This window comes from Pseudoalteromonas apostichopi (genome assembly GCF_030297135.1).
Classification (GTDB): domain Bacteria; phylum Pseudomonadota; class Gammaproteobacteria; order Enterobacterales; family Alteromonadaceae; genus Pseudoalteromonas; species Pseudoalteromonas apostichopi.
Genome location: NZ_AP028066.1, coordinates 781,372 through 795,583, shown reverse-complemented (window position 1 = coordinate 795,583; position 14,212 = coordinate 781,372). Strand labels below are relative to the sequence as shown.

At 38.4% G+C, this 14,212-nt stretch carries 14 protein-coding genes and 1 pseudogene; 9 read left to right on the top strand and 6 right to left on the bottom strand.

Annotated elements, in window-relative coordinates:
• Complete coding sequence (gene minD / locus QUE86_RS19570; RefSeq protein WP_130052576.1) at window positions 1-810, bottom strand: septum site-determining protein MinD; 810 nt, start codon at window positions 808-810, stop codon at window positions 1-3.
• A gap of 5 nt (window positions 811-815) precedes the next feature.
• Entirely contained in the window at window positions 816-1,520 is a 705-nt protein-coding gene (minC, locus tag QUE86_RS19565) for a septum site-determining protein MinC (protein WP_130052575.1), read from the bottom strand.
• 156 nt (window positions 1,521-1,676) lie between these two features.
• Here minC and QUE86_RS19560 point away from each other — a divergent pair, with 156 nt between their 5' ends.
• Both QUE86_RS19560 and QUE86_RS19555 read left to right on the top strand, forming a co-directional pair.
• Window positions 1,677-1,958 (top strand): YcgL domain-containing protein, encoded by a 282-nt coding sequence (locus QUE86_RS19560; RefSeq protein WP_130052574.1) that lies wholly within the window; start codon window positions 1,677-1,679, stop codon window positions 1,956-1,958.
• Window positions 1,951-2,976, top strand: a complete 1,026-nt coding sequence (locus QUE86_RS19555; RefSeq protein WP_130052573.1) for a lytic murein transglycosylase — start codon at window positions 1,951-1,953, stop codon at window positions 2,974-2,976. Before QUE86_RS19560 ends, QUE86_RS19555 begins: the two co-directional genes overlap by 8 nt.
• A gap of 122 nt (window positions 2,977-3,098) precedes the next feature.
• Here QUE86_RS19555 and QUE86_RS19550 read toward each other — a convergent pair whose 3' ends face one another.
• The 3 genes from QUE86_RS19550 to QUE86_RS19540 form a co-directional block, all read right to left on the bottom strand.
• Window positions 3,099-3,512, bottom strand: coding sequence for a hypothetical protein (locus tag QUE86_RS19550; RefSeq protein WP_286260605.1), 414 nt, complete (start codon window positions 3,510-3,512; stop codon window positions 3,099-3,101).
• Window positions 3,513-4,355: 843 nt separating this feature from the next.
• Window positions 4,356-5,015, bottom strand: coding sequence for an ion transporter (locus QUE86_RS19545; RefSeq protein WP_286260604.1), 660 nt, complete (start codon window positions 5,013-5,015; stop codon window positions 4,356-4,358).
• A 187-nt stretch (window positions 5,016-5,202) separates the two neighbouring features.
• Window positions 5,203-5,760 (bottom strand): GbsR/MarR family transcriptional regulator, encoded by a 558-nt coding sequence (locus QUE86_RS19540; protein WP_055021667.1) that lies wholly within the window; start codon window positions 5,758-5,760, stop codon window positions 5,203-5,205.
• Between the two features lie 250 nt (window positions 5,761-6,010).
• Here QUE86_RS19540 and adhP point away from each other — a divergent pair, with 250 nt between their 5' ends.
• From adhP to QUE86_RS19525, 3 genes are all read left to right on the top strand, one after another.
• A complete protein-coding gene (gene adhP / locus QUE86_RS19535) occupies window positions 6,011-7,021 on the top strand; it encodes an alcohol dehydrogenase AdhP (protein WP_167657578.1) in 1,011 nt (336 codons plus the stop codon).
• Window positions 7,022-7,317: 296 nt separating this feature from the next.
• On the top strand, window positions 7,318-8,325 hold the full coding sequence (locus QUE86_RS19530) for a hypothetical protein (protein WP_286260603.1): 1,008 nt from the start codon (window positions 7,318-7,320) through the stop codon (window positions 8,323-8,325).
• 124 nt (window positions 8,326-8,449) lie between these two features.
• Window positions 8,450-9,343, top strand: coding sequence for a hypothetical protein (locus QUE86_RS19525; protein ID WP_286260602.1), 894 nt, complete (start codon window positions 8,450-8,452; stop codon window positions 9,341-9,343).
• Between the two features lie 254 nt (window positions 9,344-9,597).
• Here the strand turns inward: QUE86_RS19525 and QUE86_RS19520 are convergent.
• Window positions 9,598-10,569 (bottom strand): annotated as a pseudogene (locus QUE86_RS19520) (integron integrase).
• Window positions 10,570-11,328: 759 nt separating this feature from the next.
• Here QUE86_RS19520 and QUE86_RS19515 point away from each other — a divergent pair.
• From QUE86_RS19515 to QUE86_RS19500, 4 genes are all read left to right on the top strand, one after another.
• On the top strand, window positions 11,329-11,673 hold the full coding sequence (locus QUE86_RS19515; RefSeq protein ID WP_286260601.1) for a hypothetical protein: 345 nt from the start codon (window positions 11,329-11,331) through the stop codon (window positions 11,671-11,673).
• 146 nt (window positions 11,674-11,819) lie between these two features.
• Window positions 11,820-12,332, top strand: a complete 513-nt coding sequence (locus QUE86_RS19510) for a YdcF family protein (protein WP_286260600.1) — start codon at window positions 11,820-11,822, stop codon at window positions 12,330-12,332.
• The gene (locus tag QUE86_RS19505; RefSeq protein WP_286260599.1) at window positions 12,329-13,063 is read left to right on the top strand and encodes a class I SAM-dependent methyltransferase; all 735 of its coding nucleotides are present in this window, start codon (window positions 12,329-12,331) and stop codon (window positions 13,061-13,063) included. Before QUE86_RS19510 ends, QUE86_RS19505 begins: the two co-directional genes overlap by 4 nt.
• Window positions 13,056-13,868: a hypothetical protein gene (locus QUE86_RS19500; protein WP_286260598.1), complete on the top strand. Its 813-nt coding sequence runs from the start codon at window positions 13,056-13,058 to the stop codon at window positions 13,866-13,868. Before QUE86_RS19505 ends, QUE86_RS19500 begins: the two co-directional genes overlap by 8 nt.
• Window positions 13,869-14,212: the final 344 nt, after the last annotated feature.

Sequence of the window (14,212 nt, the reverse complement as noted above, 5' to 3'; positions counted from 1 at the left end):
TTAACCTCCAAAAATCCGTTTAAATAAGCCTTTCTTCTCAACGTCTAAGAAACGAAAATCAACAGTTTCGCCTAATAAACGATTGATTGCATCTGTATACGCTTGGCCAGCATCAGATTCAGCATCTAGAATAACCGGTTGACCAGAGTTCGATGCACTAAGAACAGCTTGTGATTCAGGAATAACGCCCAGTAGTTTAATCGCTAAGATTTCTTGTACGTCTTCTACCGAAAGCATTTCACCTTTTTCAACACGCTCAGGATTATAGCGTGTTAATAGTAGATGTTCTTTTACGCTTTCAAGACCTTCTTCAGCACGTTTTGATTTGCTGTGTAAAATGCCAAGAATACGGTCAGAGTCACGTACTGATGATACTTCTGGGTTCGTTGTTACAATCGCTTCATCAGCGAAGTACATTGCCATCATTGCACCAGCTTCAATACCCGCTGGTGAGTCACACACAATGTAATCAAAATCTTTTTTCAGCTCGTTAAGTACGCGCTCAACACCATCACGGGTTAGTGCGTCTTTATCACGGGTTTGTGAGGCAGGTAAAATATGTAGCTTATCAACGCGCTTATCTTTAATAAGTGCTTGATTTAGGTTTGCTTCGCCATTGATTACGTTTACGAAATCATAAACAACACGGCGTTCACAACCCATGATAAGGTCAAGATTACGTAGACCAATATCAAAGTCGATAATAACGGTTTTAAAGCCTTTAAGCGCTAAACCTGTGCCAATCGCAGCACTCGATGTGGTTTTACCAACACCACCTTTACCAGAAGTAACGACAATCACTTTTGCCATGAGATTTATCCTTTAACCAAAGCTGAAATTTCTAATGAATCATTTTTTTGTTGGATTTGTACTGCGCTGCCCCAGTGTTCACCTTGTAGAGAGTCGCTGATCCAATAACTACCATTAATCGAAACAAGTTCTGCTTCTAATTTTTGGCAAAATATATTTGCTTCGTTGTAACCTTTTGCCCCTGCAATTGCACGGCCGCGAAGGGTACCATAAATGTGCACGTTGCCATCGCTAATCACTTCGGCGCCATGGCTTACAGCACCAATCACAATTAGGTCGCGATCTTTTGCATACACTTGCTGGCCCGAACGAACAGTGCCATGAATAACTTGCGCAGGCAGGTGAACGGTTTTTTCAACGATAGATGTATTTGTTTGTTGTTTAGCGGTTGCAGCCTTAACGTCTTGTGAATAATTTAACACCGACAAGCCTGCAGCTTTTGCGCTTTCGTTTTGCTCTTGAGAGCCATTACAAACCCCAACAGGGTTTAGCGAAAGGCCGCTTAACATTGATTTTAAGAAAGAGAAATCAAGCGCTTCATCTTGTACGTCGCTTAAGTTGATTACGATAGGCGCACCGGCAAAGAACTTAGGTGCTTGGGCGATTTTCTCATCTAACTGCTTACTTAAGAGGGCCGTATCTGCTGAAAATAAATGTAAAACAGATAACGTAAAAAGGTTCCCTTTTAATTCAAAAATTTGTTCCGACATACACGCTCAATTGAATTGTCTGGATTAGCATAATTTAAGTATAAACACAGGCTGAACAAGGCATATACAGTAAAAATCTAATCTATTTTTTCTAACTTATTATTTGACTCATGTTATAGTGTGCGCCTTCGTTAAGCAAGATATTATAGGGCCATAATGCTAACTGCGGTGTATAAAAGTATTAAAAAAGCGGATACATACCTTTTTGTAGAAAAAAGAGATGATTTCTCACGCGTACCTGAACCTTTACTAGAAACGTTTGGTCAACCTAAGTACGTGATGATGATTAATCTAGCAAGCCGTGAAAAGTTAGGTGTGGCAGACTTAGGCGCGGTTAAGCAAGCGTTAATTGATCAAGGGTTCTACTTGCAATTACCTCCGCCAGAAGAAAACCTGTTAACCCAATTTAAAAAAGACAAGGGAGTTGAGAGTGATTAAAAAACTTGCCGTCATTTTACTCAGTGCTTCACTAAGTACTTCAGTATTGGCAGAACAAAAGACACAAGCTGATTTTGACGTTTACGTTGCAGCATTAAAAAAAGAAGCAATTGAAAAAGGCTATGATGAAGCCTTAGTTGATCAAGCACTTGCAACAGCTAAATTCAAAAAGAAAGTTATTTCAGCAGATAAAAATCAGCCAGAAGTAAAAGAAACCCTCGAAACTTATTTACCAAAACGTGTGCCGCAATGGAAAATTGACCGCGCGCGTAAATTATACAAAGAAAACCAAGACGTTCTTGAAAAAGTAGCCAAAGAATACGGCGTTCAAGCGCGTTTTATTGTTGCACTTTGGGGCCTTGAAAGTAACTTTGGTAAAATCCAAGGTGGTCACAGTGTAATTGCATCATTGGTGACACTTGCGTTTGATGGTCGCCGCGAAGCCATGTATAAAAACCAACTTTGGGCAGCACTTGATATCTTAAAAGAGGGTCACATTACCCTTGATAAATTCAAAGGCTCTTGGGCTGGTGCAATGGGGCAAACGCAGTTTATGCCAACCTCATTTAACGCCTATGCTGTTGATTACAATGGTGATGGCCGCAAAGATATTTGGACCACAGAAGAAGATGCATTTGCTTCAATCGCAAATTACTTAAAGCAAGCTGGTTGGAACGATGATTTAACCTGGGGTCGCCAAGTTAAATTACCTGAAGGGTTTGATAACTCATATATTCTTAAACGTGGCACGAAAACACGCAGCCAATGGTTAGAGTATTGGAAAGATTCAGAGCGCAGCCTTGCAGATTGGCAAGCAATCGGTGTTCGTAAAATGGATGGCAGTGACTTACCAAACGTTGATGTTACCGCCGCAATGGTAATGCCAGATGACGTAAACGGCCGTATGTATCTAGCCTACGATAACTACAAAGCACTTATGCACTGGAATCGCTCGTATTACTTCGCAACCAGTGTCGGTTACTTATCAGATCGCATCGGTTACCCAGCGATTAAGTAATTGAGTAATAAAAGTTAGCAAGTACCAAGGGTAAAGCAATAAGTTTTACCCGAGCAACTTGCTAACTTATTCGGCGTTAAAACGCCTCCTACAAACACGCTAACTTTCCACTCGATACAATTTTAAACTTTTACATTGAGTGATTGTTGCAGTGCTTCAACGTCTTTACAGCCAAGGTAAATGTTTTTTCCGTCAGTTAAAGTTATTTTAACGGCTTTTCCAACGGACGCGTTATATAACCAGCCATCACTTAGCATACGTATACCAATTCCTTGATACCATTTTGTTTGGTATTCAGAAGTATCTGCAATCTGAGATAATTCAACCTGTTTGCTAATGATCCCAAACCCAAAATACCAACGAAGTTTTTGTTCATCGATTTCTATTGTCAGTGAAAAAAACAACACAGCGATAAGCAGGTTTATCGATATTATAATCAGCTTGAGGTTAGCCAGTTCAGGAGAGAAAATTATAAAGGCACTAATCATTAATAAAATAATAATTAACGTGTAATTAATTTCCGTTTGTTTATACATAGCCTAATATCCTTGTATGTCAGAACGTAAATAGACGCTTAATTATTAGTATAGCAAATGGAAACAAAGTTACGATTATCTCCTACAAACGCCTTAAGCAAGACCTACAAGAGAGCGCGCGAAACAAGTTTCACGCCTACGATAGAAAACACTAGGCTCTAGGCTCTGGGACGCGATATAAAATCGCTGCTACATGTTCGGCGTTAAAACGCCAGATTCCCTTTTCCTGTGATTACACTTTTACAAACAACGTCATAAATTTCATCATAAAACATTATTTGAAAATGCTTGCACCCAGCGATTTCGTCTTGATTGAATGATAGTAGCCAATTCGAATTAAGCACTTCAAATATGGCTGCCACACACTTTGTATTCGCTAGAATACAATCATGAACATCATCCGTTGCCATTGAATATGCTTTTACGTTATCTAACCTTATATGCTTAAGGTTCGCTAATGAATATTCATCATCGGGATTGAAGTACTCAAAGCCTAAAAGGTCTTTATCATTTTTGCCAAATCACCTTTTGTAGTTCAGGTCCTCTGCCATCATGATAAAAGTGTTTTCATAAAATCGGCTTCGCATTCATAGTAATCCTTTAAAGCTAAAATACTTTTAGCTTGTATAATACTAAGAGCCCAACACCGGTAAGCAATAAATGCAGTCTGTAGTTTAAAATAGAGAAGGTATCACTCGATGCTATTTTTAAATAAGAGTCCTCTTTGTTAGCGACTCCGACAGGTAAAAAGTCATATAAGAACAGAAGTATGCCAGCCAAAATTAATACAATACTGATTATCAAAAGAAGCTTATTCACATGATTACCCTTATTTTTAGAGCTTTAAGATTGCCCGTGTTTTATATCTACTCTTTTCTTAATTAACCATGCAATCATAATTGCATTAAAGTAAGCGAATAAAAGTAAGCCTATTTTATTCAAGATAACAGTAGCAATGATCCCGCCGGTAGACTGTGCTTGTGTGATAGACACTTTTGCGTTCATGATATTAAGAAAAGCCCACCATAGTGCCTCATTCGCAGTACTTATTCCGCCAACGGAATTTTTCTCAAACTCCATTATTAAACTTGCACAAGCTGTAAAAGAAACAAAAGTGATTAATAACACAACGAGAGTGAGGCTTTGAAACTTGCTAGACAAAATTGAACTTATGAGTAACTTAAGGGACTTTATTGTTCGAAAAAACCTTAATATCCTAACTACCCTTGCAAGCCTGCCCCAACGAAGTGGGTCAAGCAGTGGAATCGAGGAAACAAGGTCAATCCAGCCCCATTTCATATATTTTAGTTTACTCTCTGCTTTGTAAAAATTTACAAAAAAATCAACTAAAAATATAACGCATATACTCAAATCCACTCTTTGAAGGAGGAGCGAAACTTCTGGATCAGTAACCAAGAATGTTTCAGCAAACACAACAATAAGTACATAAATACTAAGAGCAAGTAGAAATAGTTGGTATACAGCACTACCTTTCTCTTTCATTTCTGATATTCCTTTATCACATTATTTTTATATTACGTTAAAGTGAGAATTGTACTTAAAAACTCATATTTTGAGTAAAAGGGTGGTAGCAAATTCTAATCTGTTAGCACCTAGCAAAGCGCTAAAGCACGACCTACAAGAGTGCGCGTGAAACAAGTTTCACGCCTACAAGGTCAAACTTGCTAACTTATTCCCCTTTCCCCGGCTTTTTCAAAATCTTATCTTTAAAATCAAGTACCTTACCAATGCCAGAACCTAGTTTCATTAGGCTTTGAAGCTGTTCAGGGCTTAAGCGCTGTAGCTCTGCTGACCACTTAGTAACGGTTTCAAGTAGATCGTGAATTTCTTGCATTTGTTGCTGAGCAAAGCGCTCATCATCTGTGTGGGCTTCTTCTAAAATGTTATCGCGAAGCAGGCTTAGGGTTGGGTCTATCTCGCGCTTTTTACGCTCTTCGAATACGCGATTGGCCATATCCCAAATGCTGCCAGCAGGACCGTAGTATTCTTTACGGTCACCCGGAATATGGTGCACTTTAATTAAGCGCCAAGACTGTAGCTCTTTAATGCCCATACTAACGTTTCCGCGCGAGATACTTAAGGTATCGGCAATTTCATTTGCCGTCATTGGTTCTTTAGTAATGGTTAATAATCCACACATTTGACCAATGGTGCGGTTAAAGCCCCAACGGCTACCCATTTCACCGCAGTGCATAACAAAAGCTAAGTTTTTTTCAGATAGGCTCATAATTTTTAGTATTCAAAAATTTCAGAAATTAAATGCTAGCACGCTCGGGGTATAACTAAAAGAAATAGCCACTATGCAATCTTCTGCTACTAAAGTGTAGATATGCCATATTTAAAATTTAAGTTATTGAATTTAAATAATAGTTTAATTAAATGCCGCAGTGATTAGCTATTTGATGTGGATCAATAATAGTGACAGTTAATAAGTTTATCGTATAGGCTGAAATCCAATAATACCATGGAGGAACGTTATGAAAGCTGCAGTAAATAAAGAGTACAAGGGTAAATTAACAATCGAAGATATCCCATGCCCAGAGGTGGGAATTAACGATGTGCTAGTTAAAATTGCCGCGTGTGGAGTGTGCCACACAGATTTACATGCTTGTCATGGAGATTGGCCAGTTAAACCGAAAATGCCATTAGTGCCGGGCCATGAAGGGGTAGGTACTATCGAAAAAGTAGGTGCAAACATTAAACACTTATCAGTAGGCGACCGTGTCGGTGTTCCTTGGTTATATAGCGCCTGTGGGCATTGTGAGTTTTGTTTAGAAGGTAAAGAAACCTTATGCCTTGAGCAGCATAACACAGGTTATTCAGTCGATGGTGGTTACGCTGAATATTGTGTAGCCCATGGTGATTATGTGGTGAAAATTCCTGATGGATTAGGTTTTGCAGAAGCCGCACCTCTATTCTGTGCTGGGGTTACAACTTATAAAGCGCTTAAAGTCACTGATGCTAAAGCGGGCGACTGGGTGGCAATTGTCGGTGTAGGCGGCCTAGGCCATTTAGCAGTGCAATACGCAAAAGCAATGGGCTTTAATGTAATTGCCGTTGATACCGGCGAGAGCAAGTTGGCACTAGCCAAAGAGCTTGGCGCAGACATCACCATAGATTTTATGAAGCAAGTACCTTCAGAAACCATTTTTGAACAAGTGGGCGGGGCACATGGTGTTGTCTGTACTGCTGTTTCAAAACCCGGTTTTGAGCAAGCCTATAAAAGCGTTCGCCGTGGCGGTAAATGCGTGCTTGTAGGTTTACCACCAGAAGATATGCCATTGCCAATTTTCGATACCGTGTTAAATGGTGTGTCGGTAGTGGGTTCAATCGTTGGTACGCGTAAAGACTTACAAGAATGCCTAGATTTTGCTGCTAAAGGTAAAGTTAAAGCCATTATTGAAGAAAAACGCCTCGAAGATATCAACGATATTTTTGACGACATGCTAAAAGGCGATATCACAGGCCGAATCGTAATGACGCTTTAAACTTAAGTCAGTTAATGCTGTCAGGTTTGGTTGAGCGGCTCAATTGAATCTGACAGTTTTTCATATGCTAAAAAGTAAGTAACTGTAACTTGTTTTTGCCCCAAAACAAGTTAACGTAAATACTCTAAGGTCGGCTTTGAGCGAACACCAGACGTTTAAATTTTTTGAAACCTTTAATGTTTAGCCATTGAAATAAAAACTTTCCCCCATATTCAAGAAAATGCGCGATTGAAAATCAGAAATATGCGCGATTTGCGCACTATTAAATTGTTAGGCAATTTTATTGAGATTTGAGTATGGAACAGTTTTTTGATCAAACTAGTAGCGCTGAAGTTGTCTTACCAACTAAAGCATTGTCATGCCTCCCATTTGTAAAAGATTGCTTTTCTGAATGGGATGAAAATTGTGATTTGAGAACCTTTTTAAACATCTTATTTGCCGAAGGAGGGTATGGCGAATATGGTGACTATACGTATTTAACTAAGATCGAAGAGTTCAACTATATCTTGGAGTTATTCCAAGATGGTGCTGCAGTTATCGATCCTGAATCGAACCCTGAAGAGCCAACCTATCTGGTTCCGGATTTTGCTAACACCATCGAGTTTTCGCTAGCTGCTAAGTATGCAATCGCTTGGGATGCTGTAGTTAGCAACATGCTTTCGGAAAGTGCTTTTTTTTCCTTACCTCACATACTTGAATCTAGAACAGATCTAGAATGCTCAATTCATATGTGTGCAGGACTTTTTTACAAACAAGCTTGCCAGAATTTGAGAAGTTTCCTAGAAGGAATGGTCTTGCAATTACATTTTTGTTTGCACCCTGAAAACTACAAAAAATGGAAAATCGATGACTATAGAACGCCACCTTTAAGGGGCAAAAAAGGTTTGTTGCAGGAGTTGGAAAATCAATCATTAATAGATTCAAGACAGAACCGAATAGTGTCCAATCTCTATAATAAGTTCAATGGTTATATACATGGAAGTGCCAGTTTAATTAACAATAAAGGGACACAGTCTGGAGAGTGGCAAGGTAAGGTTTTTAAAGTTGAAGAGTTCTCAAATTGGTCAAAATTATTTACTGAAACGATTCATATTTCATTGGAGCTATTGAGTGTTCATTTACGCCAGTATGAAGGTCTAAATCCAGGTGAAAAAATCTGCAACATTTGCCACTCCAACGATTTAGAGTTTACTGCTGAAGGGGCACTACATAAATTTGCTTGCAATCAGTGTAATAATGTAATGACATTCGATGGTGACGGTAATAAAAAGGTCAAAACCACAATAACTTACCTTGAACCATAAGTACAAATTGCCTAACAAACTGTTTAAGAGTGATTCGCAACGAGTGGCATTTTTACTATGCGTTGCGTTGCTCACACCTTAACAGGGCGTTAGCCCTCTGCCAGCTTCAATGGGAGATATCTAGTTGAATAAGAGTAAGTTAATGGAGGCTCCTTTGAAGTCTAGTGGTGAAAAAGGAGCCTTTAACAAATATGATTGGGTAAGAGAAGCCGATAATAAGCTCATAAGTGCAAAGTTGTTAAGAGAATCAGCCGCTAAAAAGAGAATTGAGTTTGAGCGATTAAAGTCAGAAAAAGAAAAACAAAAGGAGCGTCCAAACTCCAAAGAAGTATTTGAAATTTTAAACGTTGTAGAGTCCGCTAATAAGTCGAGTATTTTACTACTTGGTTATGCGTTAGAATTGCTGCTTAAGTCTGGCGTAGTCTCGTTACTAATATATGCTCCTAAAGCTTTACTTGAAAAAAAAGTAAAGGCGTATAGCCATAATTTGCTTGAAATCGCATTAGATTTGCACATCGAATTGTCTAAAGAAGAACAGGATTTACTCGAAACTCTAAGTAGCTATATCATTCGAGAAACTAGGTATCCCGTTACACCTGAATCGCTAGATGATTACTGTAGCAAAACAAATGATATAACCACTTTTGTATCAAACGATAAGAACTTTGAACTAGGCTTGTCACTCTATAAGAAACTAAGAGAACTCATAGACAGCATTGATGGGACTCCTGAAGATATTAAATTTCATACACGCATGGAGATGGAAGAAAATGGTTACGTTATCTTCCGTATTGGCGGACGTTTACCTCCCGTTTTTATAATCAAATACTGTCAAACTCAGGTTGATTCTGAGACTGCTGCACTTTCCACGGTGAGAGATTTACTACTAGAAAAAAATAAAGTGAACAAGACAATCCATTCACATTTAATGGAAGTGTCTTGGGATACAGCATCTTTCTTCATTGTCGGTGGTAAAAGAGGGCTAACAAAGCATTTAAGAGTGACTCCAAACGCTTAGCACTTTTCGCTTCACAGTTGGGCTTTGTGTTTAAGGTGTATTGTTTTAGGTTAGGTGGTTGCGTTGCTCACACCTTAATGCGGCGTTACCAAATAAATACTCTAAAACGTTTTTGTCCAAAGGCGGGTTATGAATATAGCCCGCCTTTGCCCCAAAATAAGTTAGGTTAAATGCTCTAACTGCTGCTTTGAGCAATCAAGAAACGGTCCAAGCCCTATACATTGAATGATAAGTTAACGCATCTTTAATAATAGCTAGAAAATTTTGCTTAATGGGCTTACAACACCGTTTGCTCCTTGTTGTAAAACATGAGTGTAAATCTGTGTGGTTTTGACATCAGAATGGCCCAATTGTGCTTGAACGGTGCGAATATCGGCGCCACTTTGCAATAGGTGCGTTGCAAATGAATGGCGCAAGGTATGAGGCGTAATAACCTTTGTAATATTGGTTTGCTTTAATGCTTTTTTAATCGCTTTTCTAACACATGTAGGGTGGAAATGGTGGCGACGTATCTCGCCAGTTTCTGGGTCATCACTTAATTTGTAGGAAGGAAATAAGTATTGCCACGCTAGTGATTTATTAGCTGAGGGATATTTACGAGTTAAAGCGTCAGGCATTCACACACCTGCGTATCGCTCGTTTTGTAAATCTAATCTTAAATATTCTTCAACTTGCAAAATTTGATTTCTAAGTAATGGGATCAACTCCGTTGCAAGAGTAACTATACGATGCTTGTTGCCTTTTCCGTTCCAAATTTGAATGCATTTCTAATCAAAATCAATGTCCTTTACTCGCAATTGCACCGCCTCCATCACACGCAAACCACTTCCATACATTAACCCCGTGATTAAGTAATATCGCTTGGAAAGATGACTCATCAATTGCTTTACTTCATCAGGCGTCATCACTACAGGCTGCTTGGGTTGTCGATTACTTCGTGCAAAATTCAAGTTTAAAGAAAGCTCATTTTTGACAATATGTTTATATAAAAAAGCGAGCGCATTTAAAGCTGCACTTTGTGTTCTAGGTGACATATTACGTTTTAATACAATATGGTCTAAAAACGCTTTGACTTCTGCATCTCCCATTGAGCTTGAGTGACGTTTGTTGTGAAAGAGAATAAATTTTGCGATCCAGCCTAAATAAGCATTAATTGTTCTTAATGAATACTGACGAGTGAGCATATAGTCTGCAATGTAGTTTAAATAAGGAGAGCGAGTTTTCATTTTCATTCCTTTGAAATGAGTCTGTATATATACAGTTTTAGCTCAGTCGCTCGTATAGTCAAGAAAACGACCCAATCGCTCGTTTTTATCCTGAGGTAAAAGCGAGAACTCTTAAATTTTAATAACACTGGTAATTAGTTAACAAGTTTGTTAGAAATAATCTAATAAGAAAAACGAGCTACGCTGTGGTAGAAAAACGCGCGATTAGCTCGCTATAAACATGTTATAAGCCTTAAAAGCTCAGGAGTTAAATTGATATTAAGGACGATACATATTGGATTGTGCAATTCTGTTATGCATTGGAAAAGCAGCTCCAAGAATCATGAGAAAGCCGCTTTTCTTGTTATGTTTGGCACAACTTTCTATCTTTGGTCAATCTTAACAATTTTGCTATTTAAAGCTGGCGTTCAAACACCTTACGCAGGTAACTTTAAATATTCGCTGCCAATTTTAAGTATAGTTTTAGCCTCTGTGTTTAATCACTATTCTTTCAAAGACATAAAAGGTTATCGTTGCACACTAAAAGCTTACAAAAGACTATCTAAGTCATTAAGATATTCAATAAACTTAGTATCGATTCTATTTGTCTTTGGTAGCCCTGCTGCTTACATTTTGGCAATCTCTGATGTAATCGGCATATAACAAGTCAATGAAATGGACGCAAAACGCTTGGCTTGCGCTCATTCTTCGCTAATTTTAGCCAAGCATTTTTACGCCTATTATTGAGGCGTTATATGCACTTGAAGTCAGGAGTTAAAATTGACCTATGAATTTCCAGAAGAACTAGAGTTTTTTGAAAGAGGCTTTGGTTATTCTAGTGAATATGACCATGATGAGGGGCAGTTTTCATTCCTAATGGATTATGACACAGGTGAAAAATTAATATTTACTCATTCACCGTTTGGTAATAACTCAGTAAGTGTGAAGCTATTTCAGGGGGCGGAATTAGTATTTCATATTTACAAAGAAAACGTTGCGAACATTGCGTTTCAGGCTTGGGGTGGAGAGCAGGTATTAAGAGTATATTTAGACAGTGATTTTAATAATTTCTTAATTTACTTTAACCCGAAACCAAGGCTTAAATATTGCGAGCCTCATATGTAATTGTGCATATAACAAACGCATCAAAAATGACGTCAAACGCTTGGCTGACGCTCATTCTTCGCTAATTATAGCCAAGCATTATCCGCATTTTATGCGGGCGTTATGCACAAGAGACTAAATAGCAATCTAATCGGGAGCAAATAGTAGTGAACAATGCAATTATAGTAGTACTAGGCTCCACGAATGATAAACATGGCAGCATATCTCGCATAGGTCTTTCTCGCCTGGATAAAGGTCTTGAAATATACAAAAAACAAGAAAATTCAAAGATCTTGTTGACTGGCGGCTACAGCAAAGGAAAAAAGGTTGCAGAACACCCCTATTCCTATTACGCCAAACAACTCATACTGAAAAAAGGGGTGATAGAGGAAGATATTATAGGCTTAGTCATGAGCAAGGACACTGTTGAAGACGCTAAGCTTTCCGTTCCCTATTTGAAGCATGTAAACGACAGAAATATTATCATTATAACTTCAGATTTTCACATGCGAAGAACGAAATACATATTTAATAAGATTTTTAAAGGGAAAAAGTTGTATTTTATCGAGGCAGAATACAAAGCAAGCGATGCAGAAATTTCAGCATTAACAGAAACAGAAGAAAAAGAATTAGCTTTGTTAATGGAAACAGGGAAGTCAAGTATAGGTAGTAAGTTATGAGTGTTTTTGAGCTAGTCGCGGATAGCTATGAGAGCCATAGAAAACCGAGGGTTCAAATAATTGACCACATTACGAATTACATCAGTAAATCTGCTTTAGGCGACGCAAGGATATTGGACTTGGGGTGTGGCACTGGTGGTTACGCATCTAAACTAGGGGAAATTTTCGACACGATCATCTATGGGGTCGACTCATCAGATGCAATGCTAAAGAAAGCAAACAAGAAAAAACATGTTCAAACAATTAAATGTGATTGCAATGAATCAATTGTTATCCCAAAGGATCATTTCGATGGCGCCTACTGCATCAACTTTATTCACTATATTCGGAACTTGGATAACTTCTTGTCATCCATTTTTAGATCACTCCGGAAAAAGGGTGTCATATATATAGCAACCCATACAGAAAGTGACATTCGGCAACAATCTTTAGGGCGCTATTTTCCCTCCACAATCCCTATAGAACTATCCATGATTCATTCAATTAAAAGCGTGACTAGCAGCCTTTCAAATAATGGTTTTTCAAGGGTTAGGGTGGAATCCGTAAATATAAGACAACCCTTAGATGAAGAATTTTTAAATGCATGTAAAACCAAGTCATATAACTGCCTACATAGCATAGATGGCGACTCCTTCGCTGAAGGAATAGAACGCATTGAAAAAGATATAAATAATCTATCGGGAGAAGGATGCTTTCCTTATACAGTTATAACAGGAGTTAAGCATGACTGAAATACTGATAGGAATACTCGGTTCGCTAATAGCAACCGCAATTACCGCCAAGTACTACACAATTAAGTATAATATTGGAAAAAACAACAAGATAGTTAATCTGTTTAATATTAATACGGATAAAGATATCAGAATCTGTTATGCAAATATCCAAAGTACTTCTGATTACGTTTCGCCAGTTTCGAGTTTGATTCCGTCTGGCAGTTTTGATTACGGGGATGCTGATTCAATACTTCTCGTCTACGATAAATTTCGCACACACTATCACCGCCTAGTACGATGGGTAAGAAACGAGATACCGGCAACATCCAAGAACGGAAATCTCATTACCATCGCGGGCCCTAAGTGGAATAAATCAACAGAGCAGTTACTTGGAGAAATGGGTTCTCCTCTATACTATTCCAGTGGTGTTAATGGTCTCATCGAAAAGAGAGCAACGCACAAAAAAGAGAATATCCATAAATTTAATTTTAGAGAGGTAAATGGAACGATAGTAGCCGAAGACTATGGTTGCTTGGTTTGTGCGCGTAACAATGCATTAGGCAAGGATATTGATAGTGCGGTAATCGTGTCCGGTTACACAACCTTCGGAACTTTATTTGCTGCCGAGGCATTGCATTCACTAACAAAAGAAGAAGTGAAAAATATCTCCAAATCAGTAGAAGGTGACAATAAGTTCGCCATATTGGTCAAGGGAAACATAAAACTTGATCTCGATGGAAAAATAGCAAGTCCCGCAACTGTTGAAATTGTCACTTGGATTGGAGAAAGAGACTTTCTTGCGCCATATGAATATAGCTACTGATAGCATAGCATTTTCTAATAAACCGATAATTTTGCATAACAATCACATGCACTCGGACAGCATAAAGTGCCGCTCGTTCCTCGCACTGCTTTATGTTGCCGGTGATGTGAGACGTTACTGATTAAATACTCTAACGTGTTTTTGTCCATTAACGAGTGAGTAAAATGCAAAACTGCACATTGCTTCTGCCCCAAAATTTGTTAGCAACGACGATTCGCTCAGTCTCGTTATAAAAGTTTGACATAGATTTTATCATCCATGCGGTGCTTCAAAGGTATAAGCTTTGTCAGGTTGACTAATGAGTTAGCTCGAGATAAGTTATTGACTTGAGGCTATATGGAAGC

What these genes read in the sequence shown, in the direction of transcription:
- minC (WP_130052575.1), bottom strand. Translation starts at nt 1,520, where the DNA reads ATGTCGGAACAAATTTTTGAATTAAAAGGGAACCTTTTTACGTTATCT.
- QUE86_RS19530 (WP_286260603.1), top strand. Translation starts at nt 7,318, where the DNA reads ATGGAACAGTTTTTTGATCAAACTAGTAGCGCTGAAGTTGTCTTACCA.
- QUE86_RS19505 (WP_286260599.1), top strand. Translation starts at nt 12,329, where the DNA reads ATGAGTGTTTTTGAGCTAGTCGCGGATAGCTATGAGAGCCATAGAAAA.
- QUE86_RS19540 (WP_055021667.1), bottom strand. Translation starts at nt 5,760, where the DNA reads ATGAGCCTATCTGAAAAAAACTTAGCTTTTGTTATGCACTGCGGTGAA.
- QUE86_RS19500 (WP_286260598.1), top strand. Translation starts at nt 13,056, where the DNA reads ATGACTGAAATACTGATAGGAATACTCGGTTCGCTAATAGCAACCGCA.
- QUE86_RS19545 (WP_286260604.1), bottom strand. Translation starts at nt 5,015, where the DNA reads ATGAAAGAGAAAGGTAGTGCTGTATACCAACTATTTCTACTTGCTCTT.
- QUE86_RS19550 (WP_286260605.1), bottom strand. Translation starts at nt 3,512, where the DNA reads ATGTATAAACAAACGGAAATTAATTACACGTTAATTATTATTTTATTA.
- QUE86_RS19560 (WP_130052574.1), top strand. Translation starts at nt 1,677, where the DNA reads ATGCTAACTGCGGTGTATAAAAGTATTAAAAAAGCGGATACATACCTT.
- adhP (WP_167657578.1), top strand. Translation starts at nt 6,011, where the DNA reads ATGAAAGCTGCAGTAAATAAAGAGTACAAGGGTAAATTAACAATCGAA.
- minD (WP_130052576.1), bottom strand. Translation starts at nt 810, where the DNA reads ATGGCAAAAGTGATTGTCGTTACTTCTGGTAAAGGTGGTGTTGGTAAA.